The organism is Ligilactobacillus ceti DSM 22408 (assembly GCF_000423245.1).
Lineage (GTDB): Bacteria > Bacillota > Bacilli > Lactobacillales > Lactobacillaceae > Ligilactobacillus > Ligilactobacillus ceti.
The window spans coordinates 1-15342 of sequence record NZ_AUHP01000013.1 but is presented as its reverse complement, the minus strand read 5'-3'; the positions used below and the strand labels follow the sequence as shown (position 1 = coordinate 15342).

Annotated in this window: 13 protein-coding genes; all 13 read right to left on the bottom strand. The window is 34.6% G+C overall.

The features are described from left to right. Window positions 1-2 precede the first annotated feature (2 nt). A complete protein-coding gene (gene uvrB, locus G540_RS0101225) occupies window positions 3-2003 on the bottom strand; it encodes an excinuclease ABC subunit UvrB (protein ID WP_152973820.1) in 2001 nt (666 codons plus the stop codon). Window positions 2004-2142: 139 nt separating this feature from the next. After that, a complete protein-coding gene (locus tag G540_RS0101220) occupies window positions 2143-3864 on the bottom strand; it encodes a phospho-sugar mutase (RefSeq protein WP_027106516.1) in 1722 nt (573 codons plus the stop codon). A gap of 130 nt (window positions 3865-3994) precedes the next feature. Next, entirely contained in the window at window positions 3995-4921 is a 927-nt protein-coding gene (trxB, locus tag G540_RS0101215) for a thioredoxin-disulfide reductase (RefSeq protein WP_027106515.1), read from the bottom strand. A gap of 97 nt (window positions 4922-5018) precedes the next feature. Then, window positions 5019-5840 carry a prolipoprotein diacylglyceryl transferase gene (gene lgt, locus G540_RS0101210; protein ID WP_027106514.1) on the bottom strand — a complete coding sequence of 274 codons (822 nt, stop codon included), beginning with the start codon at window positions 5838-5840 and terminating at the stop codon, window positions 5019-5021. Window positions 5841-5862: 22 nt separating this feature from the next. Continuing rightward, window positions 5863-6795 (bottom strand): HPr(Ser) kinase/phosphatase, encoded by a 933-nt coding sequence (hprK, locus tag G540_RS0101205; protein ID WP_027106513.1) that lies wholly within the window; start codon window positions 6793-6795, stop codon window positions 5863-5865. A gap of 31 nt (window positions 6796-6826) precedes the next feature. Further along, on the bottom strand, window positions 6827-7171 hold the full coding sequence (locus G540_RS0101200) for a phage holin family protein (RefSeq protein WP_027106512.1): 345 nt from the start codon (window positions 7169-7171) through the stop codon (window positions 6827-6829). 17 nt (window positions 7172-7188) lie between these two features. Then, window positions 7189-7518, bottom strand: a complete 330-nt coding sequence (locus G540_RS07205) for a PspC domain-containing protein (RefSeq protein ID WP_051188910.1) — start codon at window positions 7516-7518, stop codon at window positions 7189-7191. A 23-nt stretch (window positions 7519-7541) separates the two neighbouring features. Beyond that, window positions 7542-8690 (bottom strand): PDZ domain-containing protein, encoded by a 1149-nt coding sequence (locus G540_RS0101190; RefSeq protein ID WP_027106511.1) that lies wholly within the window; start codon window positions 8688-8690, stop codon window positions 7542-7544. 150 nt (window positions 8691-8840) lie between these two features. After that, window positions 8841-9728, bottom strand: coding sequence for a permease-like cell division protein FtsX (gene ftsX / locus G540_RS0101185; protein ID WP_027106510.1), 888 nt, complete (start codon window positions 9726-9728; stop codon window positions 8841-8843). Next, window positions 9709-10404 (bottom strand): cell division ATP-binding protein FtsE, encoded by a 696-nt coding sequence (ftsE, locus tag G540_RS0101180; RefSeq protein WP_027106509.1) that lies wholly within the window; start codon window positions 10402-10404, stop codon window positions 9709-9711. Before ftsE ends, ftsX begins: the two co-directional genes overlap by 20 nt. A 104-nt stretch (window positions 10405-10508) precedes the next feature. Beyond that, window positions 10509-11622 (bottom strand): peptide chain release factor 2 gene (gene prfB, locus G540_RS0101175; RefSeq protein ID WP_152973819.1). Its coding sequence is split into 2 segments (ribosomal slippage): window positions 10509-11549 and window positions 11551-11622, totalling 1113 coding nucleotides; the frame shifts between segments, so codons are not numbered across the junction. A 61-nt stretch (window positions 11623-11683) separates the two neighbouring features. Then, window positions 11684-14047, bottom strand: a complete 2364-nt coding sequence (gene secA, locus G540_RS0101170; RefSeq protein ID WP_027106507.1) for a preprotein translocase subunit SecA — start codon at window positions 14045-14047, stop codon at window positions 11684-11686. Window positions 14048-14258: 211 nt separating this feature from the next. Beyond that, window positions 14259-15342, bottom strand: a 1084-nt coding sequence (locus tag G540_RS07445) for a mucin-binding protein (RefSeq protein ID WP_035463476.1), incomplete at its 5' end; no start/stop codon positions are given.

The window sequence follows — 15342 nt, the reverse complement described above, 5'->3', positions numbered from 1 at the left end:
TTTTACTTAGCTTGACTCTTTAATTCAATAATTGTATCACGTAATTCAGTTGCACCTTCGAAATCTAAATCTTTCGCAGCTTGTTTCATTTGCACTTCTAAATTATGCAACAATTCTTGTTGTTCAGCTTTACTTAATTTCGTAAAATCAATTTCATTAGCTGGTTTTGCTTGATTTTTAGCGGTCGCTAAAGAGATTTTATCACGCACTGGTTTTTTAATTGTTGTTGGCGTAATTCCATGTTCTTGATTATATTGTTCTTGCATACTCCGCCGTCTTTTTGTTTCTTCAATGGCAGCTTGCATTGAGGCCGTTATTTTATCTGCATACATAATTACATGACCGTGCTCATTCCGGGCAGCTCGACCAATTGTTTGAATTAAAGATCGTTCATTTCTTAAAAACCCTTCTTTATCTGCATCTAAAATAGCTACTAATGAAACTTCTGGGACATCGATTCCTTCCCGCAACAAATTAATCCCTACTAACACATCAAATTTACCTAAACGTAAATCACGGACAATTTCTGTACGTTCAAGCGTTTTAATATCCGAGTGTAAATATTTAACTTTAATGCCCATTTCTTTAAAATAATCCGTCAAATCTTCCGCCATTTTTTTAGTTAATGTTGTCACAAAAACTCGTTCTTGGCGTTCGACACGTGTTTGAATTTCAGCCAATAAATCATCCATTTGGCCCATACTTTCTCGAACATCAATTGTTGGATCAAGTAATCCTGTCGGCCGAATAATTTGTTGGACCACATGGTCAGTTTGGCCTTTTTCATATTCACCCGGTGTAGCTGACATGTATATAATTTGATTCACATGTTCTTCAAATTCTTCTAAGCGTAACGGACGATTATCTAAAGCACTTGGCAAACGAAAACCATAATCAATTAACATATTTTTACGCGCTGCATCACCTTTATACATGCCACGAACTTGTGGCATTGTCACATGCGCTTCATCCACCACGATTAAAAAATCTTTCGGAAAGAAATCCAATAACGTGTATGGTGGCTCGCCTTCATTACGGCCTTCCATTTGTCGTGAATAATTTTCAATCCCATTACAATATCCCATCTCACGCAACATCTCGATATCATATTCCGTTCTTTGTTTAATCCGTTGTGCTTCGAGCAACTTGCCTTGTTGTTCTAAAGTTACTAAATGTTCTTTTAACTCAGCTTCAATCCCGGCAATTGCACTTTCCATCGTAGCATCACTCGCAATAAAGTGAGTTGCTGGAAAAATCAAAATATTATCACGTTCAACTAAACTATTCCCAGTCAACGGATCAATTTCACGAATCCGATCAATTTCATCGCCAAAAAATTCTACCCGCAAAGCGCGTTCATCATGTGAAGCGGGGAAAATTTCAATAATATCGCCTCGTACACGAAAGCGTCCCCGTTGAAAATCAAGATCATTACGATCAAATTGCATATCAACTAACTGTTCTAATACTGCTTCACGACTAATTTCTTGTCCAACTTGCAATGTAAAAGCATGTTCTGAATATTCACGTGGATCACCTAAACCAAAAATTGAAGATACTGACGCAACAACAATTACATCATTTCTTTCTAAGAGTGAACTTGTGGCTGAGTGGCGTAATTGATCAATTTCATCATTAACACTCGCATCTTTTTCAATATAAGTATCACTCGAAGGTACATATGCTTCTGGTTGATAATAATCATAGTAACTCACAAAATATTCAACTGCATTATTAGGGAAAAATTCTTTTAATTCACTATACAACTGTCCTGCTAAAGTTTTATTATGTGCTAAAACTAAAGTTGGTTTGCCAGCATTCTTAATCACATTAGCAATCGTAAAAGTTTTCCCAGTACCGGTCGCACCTAATAAAATTTGCGATTTTTCACCTGCTTGCAAACCGGCAGTTAATTCAGCAATTGCTTTTGGTTGATCTCCAGTTGGTTGATATTTAGCTTGTAAATCAAATTTGTTAACTGTTTTTGTCGGTATCACTGCCATTCACAACCTCTCTATTCCGTTTAAATTCTACTTACTATTTTAGCATAATTTTGCGTATTTAAATTAGACTATGACTCCAAACAAAAAAACGTTTATTTGATCCCAAAAATCAAATAAACGTTTTATTTATGAATTAATTTTAGTCAATCAAAGCCATAATACTTGCTTCAAATTCAGCCCGTTTCGCCAACACAGCTGCTTCACTATCAGCCATAGCACCAATATAGAATTTAATTTTAGGTTCTGTTCCTGATGGACGAATTGCAATCCAACTACCATCACTTAAAATATATTTTAAAACATTGGCTTTTGGTAATTCAATTGTTGTTTCAGCTAAATCTACTTTGCGAATAGATGTGGCAAAATCTTCCACAACAACTACTTTTTCAGAACCAAAAGCAGTTGGTGTTGTTGCTCTAAATTTAATCATTAAATCTTTAATTTTTTGCGCACCTTCAATCCCATCAAAAGTTAATGAAATTGTCTTTTCTGCAAAGTAGCCATATTTTTCAAACAATTCTTGTAAACCATCATATAAATTTTTACCAGCTTGTTTATAGTAAGCTGCCACTTCAGCTAACATTACCAACGATTGAATAGCATCTTTATCCCGAACAAAAGGTCGAATTAAATATCCGAAACTTTCTTCAAAACCTAATAAGAATGTATGTTCATGAGTTGTTTCGTAATTTTTAATTTGTTCCGCAATAAATTTAAACCCAGTTAAAACATTAACCATTTCCACGTTATAACTTTTCGCAATGGCTGTCGCAAATTCACTAGACACGATTGATTTTACAACTGCTCCATTTTCAGGTAAGGTACCTAATTTTTGATGAGCTGTTAAAATATAGTCTAACATCAAAGCAGCAATTTGATTCCCAGTTAATAATTGATATTCTCCATCAGGTTGGCGGACTGCTGCACCTAATCGATCAGCATCTGGATCCACAGCTACTAATAAATCAGCTGCTTGTTCTTTACCTAATTGAATCGCCATATCAAAGGCTGCTTCATCTTCAGGGTTAGGTTTGGCTACAGTTGGAAAATCACCATCTGGGATAGCTTGTTCTTTAACCATTGTAAAGTTTTCAAATCCGGCTTGTAATAAAGCACGTTCACCTAACATTGCGCCTGTTCCGTGCAATGGAGTATAGATCATTTTAAGTGTTTTTCCTTCAGTTGCCACTAATTCATGATCAATTGTCACTTTCTTAACTTCTGCTAAATAAGCTTGATCAACATCATCACCAATAATCTTTAATGTTCCTTGCTCAATTAATTCTGCTTGATCAGCCACTTCAATCGCAAAAACATCTTTGACTTCACGAATATATTTAGTAATCAAATCAGATTCTTTTGGTGGCATTTGTGCGCCATCTTCACCGTAAATTTTATAACCATTATAAGCGCTTGGGTTATGACTAGCTGTAATCATAATACCGGCATAAGTATGCAAGTGACGTACAGCATAGGATAATTCTGGTGTTGGTCGTAAACTTTCAAAAACATACGCTGGAATCCCATGAGCCCCTAAAACACGTCCGGCTTCAAAAGCAAACTCTTGTGAAAAATGACGGGAATCATAACTGATTGCCACACCACGTTCTTTTTGTTCTGGTGTTAAAGTATCCATCCATAATGCCACACCTTCTGTAGCTTGACGTACTGTATAGATGTTCATCCGGTTAATCCCCGCACCTAACAAGCCACGCATTCCGGCTGTCCCAAATTCTAAGGGAGCATAAAAAGCATCTTCTAAGGCGTTTTCATCATCGATTAATTGATCTAATTCAATTTTTAAATTTTCAGCTAATGTTGGATTGTTTTTCCAAATTTCATACGTTTGTTTCCATTCCATACCTAACACTCCTTTTTCTTCTTACTCAAATTAATTATACTACACTGAAACGCTTTCATAAAATATTTTCTATTCCGTTCAAAGTATTAAAAAAAGCTATCAACAGTTTCCTGTTGATAGCTCAATGAAATTATTTTAAGCTTTCTAAATACTTGTATGCTTCTTGTCCAGCAATGGCACCATCACCAACAGCTGTCGTAATTTGACGTAAGTCTTTCAAACGAACATCACCAATTGCATAAACACCTGGAATGTTTGTTTCCATCTTATCGTTTGTAAGCACCCAACCATTTTCATCAGTAATTCCTAAATCAAGGAATGGTTTTGACAATGGAACAGAACCAACATAGATGAAGACACCATCAAATGGTAATTCAGTTGTAACTTCTGTTTTCTTGTTATATAGTTTCAAACCAATAACTTTTTGACCATCGCCAACAATTTCAGTTGCAACTGTATCCCACATAAACTCAATCTTATCATTAGCAAATGCACGATCTTGTAAAATCTTTTGGGCACGTAATTCATCACGACGGTGAATAATTGTAACACTTTCAGCTAATTGTGTAAGGTAAGCACCTTCTTCAACAGCGGAATCTCCACCACCAATGACTGCAAGTTTTTTATTTCTAAAGAAGGCACCATCACAGATTGCGCAATAAGAAACACCACGTCCACTATATTCTGCTTCACCTGGAATACCTAATTTACGATATTCAGAACCTGTCGCAATAACTAATGCTTTTGTTTCGAATTCTGCAGAATCTGTTTTAACGATTTTTGTACCATCTTCTTGAACTGTTACACTTTCAACCATACCATAAGCGTATTCTGCACCAAATTGTGTAGCACTTTGATACATTTCTTCAGATAATTCTGGTCCTAAAATTGTTTTAAATCCTGTATAATTTTCTACTTCAGCTGTGTTGTTCATTTGGCCACCGTAGCTACCACGTTCTAACATCAAAACAGATAAGTTAGCACGAGAAGCATATAACGCTGCTGTCATCCCACCAGGACCGGCACCAATTACGATTACATCATATTGTTTTGTCATTTTTAATCCACTTCCTCGATCGTTTTTCATATTTTATTTATAACAAGATTATAACTCACTTTTAGTAAGTAAGCTAGCTTTATGTTTTAAAATTTCATTAATAATGAGCTTGTGTGTACCAGGGATTTTGCGGATCTTTTTTACGGCGAATGATAATAACAATTAATGCACCAAAGAATAAAATTAATGATAACCATTGTGAAACACGTAATTGACCTAACATTAAACTATCTGTCCGCATTCCTTCAATGAAAAAGCGTCCAAATGAATACCAGATTAAATAGCCTAAAAAGACTTCTCCTTGTTTCAAACAATGATTACAACGACGCAAACTAATGAGAACAAGAAAACCTAAGATATCCCATACAGACTCATACAAGAATGTTGGTTGGTAATAAATACCATTAATTTGCATTTGATTAATAATAAATTGTGGTAAGTGTAAATCTTGTAAAAATGATAATGTTGTTGCTTTCCCGTGGGCTTCTTGATTCACAAAATTACCCCAACGGCCAATCCCTTGTGCTAAAATCACATTTGGTGCAATCACATCTAACATTAACCAAGGTGATTGTATTTTGCGGTAACATAACACTAATAAAACAATTGCCGCACCAATTAAACCACCATAAATCGCAATCCCACCATCCCAGATACGATAAACTTGATTCAAATGTTGACTATAATACGACCACTGAAAAATCACATAATAAGCGCGTGCGCAGATCAAAGCGACTGGGAGACCCCATAATAACAAATCATAAATATCATCTTCAGCGATTCCGTGTCGATTACCTTCACGAACGGACAAAATCACCGCTAATAACATTCCGCAAGCAATAATAATTCCGTACCAATGGACTTCAAAAGGTCCTAAAACAAAGGCAATCGGATTAATTTTGGCGATAATTCCTTCCATTTAAAAACCGCTCCTCTATTTTTTAATGTTTCGAATTTTGTTCGATTAACTTGTAAAGATTTTGTTCAAAGGCTTTTGTTGCATCATAGCCCATTGTTTTTGCCCGATAATTCATCGCAGCAACTTCAATAATAATTGATAAATTCCGACCAATTTTAACTGGGATATCAATTTTTGGTAAATCAACATCAAAGATTTGGACAAGTTGTTCTCCGGTACCTAAACGATCAAACTGTTTATCCTTATCCCAAGCTTCTAAATTAACAATTAAATCAATTGTTGTATTTTGTAAAACAGCACTAACACCAAATAAATCCATCACATTAATAATCCCAATACCACGAATTTCTAATAAGTGACGTAAAATAGCAGGCGCTTCACCCATAATTGTTTGTTCATCTTGTTGATAAACTTCTACACGATCATCTGCGATTAAGCGGTGTCCCCGTTTAATCAAATCTAAACCAATTTCAGATTTACCAATTCCTGAATTACCAGTAATTAATACACCTAAACCATAAATATCAACTAAAACACCATGCATCGATTTTCGTTCTGCTAAACTCGATTCTAAAAAATCAGTCATCTTAGCCAATAGTCGTGTTGTTGGTAATTTCGAACGTAAAATCGGAATATGATGGCGCATAGCCGCATCTTTTAATTGTTCGGGAATTTCTAAAGCACGCGCCACCACAAAACAAGGTGTGATCGTTCCACATAAAACATCTGCATATTCGGTTAACTTAGCTTGATCCATTTGCTCCATATAACTAATTTCTGTCATACCTAACAATTGAACACGTTCAGCTGGATAATAGTCAAAATAACCAGTTAATTCTAACCCTGGCCGTGAAATATCACTTGTAGTAATATAGCGTTCTTTAATATATTCTTCGCCCGTGTAAACAGTTAAATTATTCTCTTGAATTAACTTTGCGACACTTACTTGATTCATGACAATCTCCCTCTCAAATGACTGTTTTTAATTATTTTTCAACATAACTTGTAATGATTGTATTGACGATACTTAAGATAACTGCCACTAGCAATGCAGAACTAAATCCATTCAATTGAAAGGCATTGCCCATCAATTTCGCTGTTAATTCCAACATAAAGGCATTAATAAAGAGATAAAACACACCCAAAGTTAATATTGTAATTGGTAATGATAAAATTACTAAAATCGGCTTCACAAACATATTCAAAAGCCCTAAAACAAAAGCTGCCAAAACAGCAAGTGCGAAACTATTTACATATAATGTATTCGGGAAAAATCCTGACATCGCAAGAAAAACAATACTATTTAAAACTACACGTTGTAAAAATCCCATTAAAATCAAACTCCTTTTTATTTTAAATCTCGTTCTTGAACATCGGTTAATGTTTTCCGTGTTCTCTCATCATGTTCTGGTGTTGCTTGTTCTTGATAATCACTAAATGATGACTTCATATAATCTTGTAAATTAATTTTTTCAGCTGGCATTAACACAAATAATACACAATATGCCAAAACTGGAATTAAGAAAAAGCGTCGACTAATGAAACCAAGTAATAATAACACTAACCAAGCAACCCGAATGATTTTAGGATCTATTTTAAAATAACGTCCTAATCCAGCACAGACACCTAATAACATTCTTCCTTTAATAGGTCGAATAAGTTTTTTCTTCTGAGCCATTTAATCACCTCTAATTTAATATTTTACATTTCATCACGGAATAATAATAAACCAATTTCATGCGGTGAATCGGCAAAAATAGCACTCTCCGTAATCTTATCATCACCGGCATATGTTCTGACTTTTAAATGACAATACACTGGATCAGTTTGTAAAGCTGCATACAATTCATTTTCCGAATTAACCGGAATTTTATTACATGTCATAATTGTATCACCGGGTTGTAAGCCCATTTTCGCAGCTGGTGTCTCGGCCTTAACCGCAATCACACGTACACCTTGTTTTGTTTCTACAAACCAGCGTGCTGCTTTTTGATCTTGACGTTGATTCTTGATATATGCATAAATTTCTAACAATAATACACCACCAAAGACACAACTAGCAAACAGCATTTTTTGTGGAATAAAATAACTCACAATAGTTGCGATCAACATTAGTAAAGCCATTCTGGTTTGATGTTGATAATATTTATGCAACAACACTTGTGGAAATTCTTTTTTGATTTTTAATAACCCACCTACAAATAAAGGCAAAATAAAAATCCCTAAATCAGTCCCGGGTAATTTCAAGATAGGCCACCAATTTGTAAAGTGATTAATTAAATCTCCAGGTACAAATACTAACAACGGAACTACCGTAAATTCTTGCCAACGATAATATGCAACACGGCGACCACGTTTCCCTTTAGTAATGCGTGGACTTAAATTCAATAAGTTAGTTTTTTTCAAAAGTAAACTTTTCACTACATAATACAAAAATGTTAACCCTAATAGCCCCGTCACAAAATGACCGCTAAAGATTGGCACTAAATATTGATAACTATATGGTAACCAACTTAAATCAAACCAATGTGTGATTAATGTTAATAAACTAGCCAATACTAATGCCCACAAGCTCCACTCACTGACTGAAATAAATAGTAATGCCACTATACTTAAAACTTCATATAAAAATATCCACTCTGGATAAACTCCTAAGCCGAGCAATCCCGTAATCACTGATCCAATTAAACAGCCTAATAATGCAATTTTTATAAAATAACGACTTTCATAAAAATCATTATTCACTGCAAATTTAAAAAATTTCCGTTCTGCTTTTAAACGACGCTGATAAACGCCAAAAAGCATGATTAAACCTAATCCAAATTCTAATATCGTAAGCCCTATCATCATCTAAAAACCCTTCCCTTAAGTCTTATTTTCAGTATATCAATTTATAGAAACCTTTACAAAAATATTCGCATAAAAAAAGCTTTCCTTAAATCTTTTAAAGCAAACAAAAAAGCTAGCATTAAACTCACTTGTTTAATACTAGCTTGAAATTTAAATTTTTAAGAAACGACGCATGGAAACACCAGCACCTAAAGCACCAATCCCGATTCCAATTACGATTAATAATAAATCAATTTGGAATAAAAGAACATGTGGTGCAACTAATTGATAACCGGATCCTTTTAAGGAATTAGACATTACGCGGTAAACAATATTATAACCAAAATCAGTTAAGAAAATTGGAATAATTGTTCCTAATAAACCTGTCCAAGCACCTTCCAAGATAAATGGCCAACGAATATAACTATTTGTTGCCCCTACCAGACGCATAATTTCAATTTCATTTTGCCGTGACATAATCGTAATCTTAATCGTATTTTCAATTAAGAAGACTGCCACGAACAAGAGTAAGACACTAATAAAGATTCCCCAATGTTGAATACTTGAAGCTAACTTAAAGAGCTTCTTAGCTGAAGTTCCACCATATTTAGCATCATAAACGTTTTTGATTTTCTTAGCTTTCTTAGCCACTTCGATGGTTTTATCAGGATTTTTTGCATCCACAACATACACATCGTAAAGTGGGTTTTGATCACCACTAATTAATTTGAACTCACTTCCGTAAACACCTACAACATTGTGTAATTCTTGTTTACGACTAGAAAACTTGATACTTTCAACACCATCAATTTTTTCCAGTGATTTTTTAATTTGTTTGATGCCTTTTTCTTTTGTTCCACGATCAATAATAACGCGAACTTGGACATTATTTTCAATATCACTAGCAACTTTGTTAACATTCATTAAAACAGATAGTAAAAATCCAACTAATAACAAAGTAACCGTAACCGCACCAACCGCAGCAACCGACATCCATGTATTACGTCTTAAACTTGTTAAACTATCTACAAGATGACGTTTAAAGGTCTGCTTGTTCATTAGTATAGATTCCTCCTTCTTCATCACGAACTATTTTACCGCCCGCAATTTCTAAAACACGATGCTTATATTCATCAACAATTTGATTATTATGTGTTGCCATCACAATTGTTGTTCCTTCAGCATTAATTTCTTCTAAAATATTCATAATATCATCAGAAGTTGCTGGATCCAAGTTACCTGTCGGTTCATCGGCAATAACAATTTTAGGTTTGTTAGCAATCGCACGCGCAATTGACACACGTTGTTGTTCCCCACCTGATAATTCATCTGGGAAGTTATCACGTTTATCTGCTAAACCAACCATATCCAAGAGTTCGGTCACACGTTTTTCAACTTCTTCTGGTTCTGTTTCAATAACATACATTGCATAGGCAATATTTTCAAAAACAGTTAAACGTGGTAATAATTTATAATCTTGGAAAATAATTCCTAATTCACGACGTAGATAAGGAACATCTTTATCAGCAATATTTTCTAAAACATAGTTATTAATTTTAATATGACCTGAAGTTGCTTTTTCTTCACGATACATCAACTCGATAAAAGTTGATTTACCTGCACCACTTTGGCCAACGATATATACAAATTCACCTTGTTCAATTTTGACGGTTAATTGGTTTGCACCACAAACATCATCTGAATAACGTTTGACAACATTTTTAAATTCAATCAAGATTCGGTGCCTCCTTTTAGTTTTTTATGACTATTTCTAATTATATCATCATTTTATGTTCGTTTTTCGTGTTAAATATTACATTTTAATTGCAATTCAAGCTTTTATGACTTATTTTGTAAATTCCATTGTAAGTAAGCATTAATAAAATCATCCAAAGCACCGTCCATCACAGCTTGAGCGTTTCCGGTTTCCCAATTAGTCCGATGATCTTTCACTAATGAATAAGGATGGAAAACATATGAACGAATTTGTGAACCCCAACCAATATCTAATTGCTCACCTTGAATTTTTTCTTTTTCTTTTTGTTGAGCTTCCATTTCCAATTGATACAATTTAGAACGTAACATACTTTCAGCAGTTGCTCTATTTTGGAATTGTGATCGTTGTGACTGACTAGACACCACAATCCCGGTCGGAACGTGTGTTAAGCGAACAGCTGATGATGTTTTATTAATATGTTGTCCACCAGCACCACTAGCACGGAAGACTTCCATTTGAATATCATCTTGATTCAATTCAATCTCAACTGAATCGTCTAATTCTGGCATTACATTAATAGATGTAAATGACGTATGTCTTCGTCCTGCTGAATCAAAAGGTGAAATCCGAACTAAACGATGCACGCCTTTTTCGCCTTGTAAATACCCAAAAGCATTGTGTCCTTTGACTAAGAAATAAACACTTTTAACTCCAGCTTCATCACCAGCTTGATAATCAAGAATTTCCACCGTGAAATTATGTTGCTCTGCCCACCGCGTGTACATCCGAAACAGCATTGCTCCCCAATCTTGGGATTCTGTCCCACCTGCACCAGGATGAATTTCAATTAAGGCGTTATTATGGTCATATTCACCATTTAACAATAAATTCAATTGATATTCTTGCAGTTGTTCTTTGGTAGCCAAATATTTATCGGCAATTTCACTTTGAGTTTCTAAATCTTCAGGATCCTCACTTAACAACTCTAATAACATTTCTAGTTCAGCTACAGCTTCATCTAATTCATGAAATGTATCGTATTTTTCTTTTAACAAATTATTATCAGCAATAATACTTTTTGCTTTTTCTTGATTATTCCAAAATTCAGGTTCAGCCATCATTTCTTCATATTCAGCAATTTGTTCTTGAAGTTGATCTAAGTCAAAGAGACCCCCTAAAATCATTTATTTTTGTTTCCATTTCCGCTAATTCGCGGCGATAATCACTAATTTCCATTTATATTCCTCCAAAAAATAAGAGCTGGAGCATCTTTATGCCGCAGCTCTTATCAATTTTATTAGCGTTTAATATTTTGTCTAATTTCAGCTTTTAAGAATAAACGTGTAATGTCAGATTCGATTGTTCCGACCATTTGTTTAAACATTCTAAAACCATCTGCTTGATATTCAACGAGTGGATTCAACTGACCATATCCACGTAAACCAATCGATTGACGTAATTGATCCATTTCATCGATATGTTCTGTCCAAAGATTATCAACAACACGTAAGATAACTACTTTTTCAAATTCTAACATTTGACTTGCATCATAGAGTTGTTTTTCTTTCATGGCATAGTTAGCTTGCGCACGTTCCATTAAGTAATCAGTAATTTCAGATGCTGATTTACCAGTTAAATCACTTAAAGAAATACTATCTTCATTCACCATATTAGCAATCGCATAATCTAAGATACCTTGTAAATCCCAGTTGGCTTGTTCGCCTTGAGTATGTGTTTTCACAACATAACCTACTGTACGTTCAATAATCGGCATAATAACTGGCTTCAAGGAGTTTTCTTCCATAATAACTTGTTGACGTTGTGCATAAATAATTTCACGTTGTTCACGCATAACATCATCATATTGTAAAACTTGTTTACGAGTATCGTAGTTATTACCTTCAACACGTTTTTGTGCTGATTCAACTTGTTTTGTAATCAAGTTAGATTGAATAACTGCATCATCAGCAGCTACTTTCATTTTTTCTAAGAAGTCTTTAATTCGTTCGGAACCAAAACGTAACATCAAATCATCTTCTAAAGAAAGATAAAATTGTGTTAAACCTGGATCACCTTGACGACCAGCACGTCCACGTAACTGATTATCAATACGACGAGATTCATGACGTTCTGTACCAATAACAGCTAAACCGCCTAAATCTTTCACACCAGGTCCTAATTTAATATCAGTACCACGACCAGCCATATTTGTTGCGATAGTTACAGCACCACGTTGACCAGCATTCATAATAATTTCAGCTTCAAGAGCATGGTTTTTCGCATTTAAAACAGCATGTGGTACGCCAGCTTGATCTAATAATTCTGATAATAATTCAGAAGTTTCAACCGCTACTGTACCGACTAAGACTGGTTGTCCATTTTCATGACGTTGCTTAATATCAGCAACAACCGCATTAAATTTACTTGCTAATGTAGGATATAAAACATCAGAGCGATCATCACGTAAAATTGGACGGTTAGTTGGAATGGAAATAACTTCCATATTATAAATTTCACGGAATTCTTCTTTTTCTGTTTTGGCTGTACCTGTCATACCTGATAATTTCTTATACATCCGGAAGAAGTTTTGGTATGTGATATTGGCCATTGTTTTTGTTTCTTCTTCAATATCAACATGTTCTTTGGCTTCGATTGCTTGGTGTAAACCATCGGAATAACGACGACCATCCATAATACGACCAGTAAATTGGTCAACGATTAATACTTCGCCTTCTTTAACCACATAGTCTTTATCACGCAACATAATATAGTTAGCACGTAAAGCATTGTCTAAGTGGTGGTTTAATGCCATATTATCTGGATCATATAAGTTTGTTAATCCAAAATATTTTTCACCTTTACGAATACCTTCTTCTGTTAAAGAAATAGTTTTTGATTCAAGATCAACTTTATAATCATCTTCTTCAACTAAAGTTTTCGCAAATCGGTCTGTTCTTGTATATAAAGTTGTTGTTCCTGTTGCTTGACCAGAAATAATCAACGGTGTCCGCGCTTCATCAATTAAGATGGAGTCAACTTCATCGACAATAACAAAATTCAATGGTCTTTGTACCATATCTTCACGGTACACAACCATATTATCACGTAAATAATCAAACCCTAACTCACTATTAGTGGAATACGTAATATCAGAGTTATAAGCTTCACGCTTTTCTTCTGGTGTTTTGTTAGAAACGTTCAACCCAACTGTTAAGCCTAACCAATTATAAAGTTCACCCATTTCAGTTGCATCACGTTCAGAAAGATATTCATTAACTGTAACAACGTGTACCCCTTCACCTGAAATAGCATTCAAATATACAGGCATTGTAGCTGTTAAAGTTTTACCTTCACCAGTTCTCATTTCTGCGATGTTACCTTCATGTAATACAATCCCACCGATAATTTGCACACGGTATGGATATAAACCTAAAATCCGTTTAGCTGCTTCACGCGAAACCGCAAAAGCTTCTGGTAATAATTGATCTAATGTTTCACCTTGTTTGTAACGTTCTTTAAATTCTGTTGTTTTAGCTTTTAATTCATCATCTGTTAAAGCTGCCATTTCATCGGCACGTGCTTCAACACGATCTGCAATATGTCCTAAACGTTTTAATTCACGTTTATCACTCTCTACCCATTGTTTAAGGAAATTTGCCATATCATAAATTCCTTCCTATTACTTATCTATTAAATTCTTTAATTTAATCTTTTAGTTATCATTTTAACACTTTTTATAAAATAAAGAAAATCACTTTATTATATCATTCTTACGCCAATTTAAAAACTTTTTACATTAATAAAAAACCAGAGAGTTGGCTTTATCAGTCAGCTCTCTGGCAATTATCAATTACATCTTATTTTAGAATTGATTATTCTGTTTTACGTCGTTTTTCTAAGAATCCCATTAAGCCCATTAATGAACTCATACCTACTAAAATCCCACCTAAGGCTTTAGCTTGCATATGAGCTGCATCACCTGTTTTTGGTAAGACTTTCTTAGGTGCTGCATTCTTCTTATATGTGACAACAATAACTTGTGATTTTGTTGTTGCTGAAATTTCTAGAAGTTCGACTTGTTTACGATCTGGTGTGTATCCTGCAATTTCAGGTGTGATAACAGCTTTAAAGATATTATTATCACCTTGTTTTAAGACCCAAGCTGATGTTGCAATTACTTTACCTGTTACACGATCAATTGTCATTGTTCGATGGTATGTGGCTGTTTGAACAACATCTGGTTGAGCTTGTGATCCGTCTTCGTATTGGTAACGAATTGTCCGTTTAATTTCTTGGACTAAATGATCCTTAGTTGTTTCTTTTGGATATTTTGGACCATTTGGATCTTCAGGATTAATTGGTTCATCTGGGTTACCTGGATCATCTGGTGTGACCACTTTAGTTAAGTGTTCCAAATGAACAGTAAATTGTTGATCTTTGTTTGTATCACTATCAAAGACTACACCATTTGCTGGATAATCATCAGAAATTAATTTATAACCTTTCTTTTCAAGCGCTTCAATAGTTGCTTTTGTCCGGTAATCACTTGTTGTACCTGTTTTACCAGTTAAGTTTTCAACACTAATTGTTTCACCAGTTGTGTCATCAACATATGTGACTGTCGCTTTTTGATCATCGGCATGGTAGATAACTTCAATTGTTTGATCTTTATCTGTTTCTTTTGGTGTTTCTTTGGCAACTTCAGCTTGATCTGGTGTGTAACCAGCGATCGCTGGTGAAGTTACTTTATCCATTGATCCTTTAGCGATTTTCCATGGTGTTGTTTCCGTAACTTTGCCGGTTACTTTATCAACTGTTACTGTTCTGTCAAATTTAACTGGTTGTGTCACTGGGTCAGCTGCTTGTTGATCAGCTTTGACTGTGTCTTTACCATATTTATATTTGATTGTTCTTGTAACTGTCTTTTCAATATCGCCAACTTCTTTTGGATATTTT

Excerpts from the sequence above, each read along its gene's own strand:
- uvrB (WP_152973820.1), bottom strand. The coding sequence starts at position 2,003 with ATGGCAGTGATACCGACAAAAACAGTTAACAAATTTGATTTACAAGCT.
- G540_RS0101220 (WP_027106516.1), bottom strand. The coding sequence starts at position 3,864 with ATGGAATGGAAACAAACGTATGAAATTTGGAAAAACAATCCAACATTA.
- trxB (WP_027106515.1), bottom strand. The coding sequence starts at position 4,921 with ATGACAAAACAATATGATGTAATCGTAATTGGTGCCGGTCCTGGTGGG.
- lgt (WP_027106514.1), bottom strand. The coding sequence starts at position 5,840 with ATGGAAGGAATTATCGCCAAAATTAATCCGATTGCCTTTGTTTTAGGA.
- hprK (WP_027106513.1), bottom strand. The coding sequence starts at position 6,795 with ATGAATCAAGTAAGTGTCGCAAAGTTAATTCAAGAGAATAATTTAACT.
- G540_RS0101200 (WP_027106512.1), bottom strand. The coding sequence starts at position 7,171 with ATGGGATTTTTACAACGTGTAGTTTTAAATAGTATTGTTTTTCTTGCG.
- G540_RS07205 (WP_051188910.1), bottom strand. The coding sequence starts at position 7,518 with ATGGCTCAGAAGAAAAAACTTATTCGACCTATTAAAGGAAGAATGTTA.
- G540_RS0101190 (WP_027106511.1), bottom strand. The coding sequence starts at position 8,690 with ATGATGATAGGGCTTACGATATTAGAATTTGGATTAGGTTTAATCATG.
- ftsX (WP_027106510.1), bottom strand. The coding sequence starts at position 9,728 with ATGAACAAGCAGACCTTTAAACGTCATCTTGTAGATAGTTTAACAAGT.
- secA (WP_027106507.1), bottom strand. The coding sequence starts at position 14,047 with ATGGCAAATTTCCTTAAACAATGGGTAGAGAGTGATAAACGTGAATTA.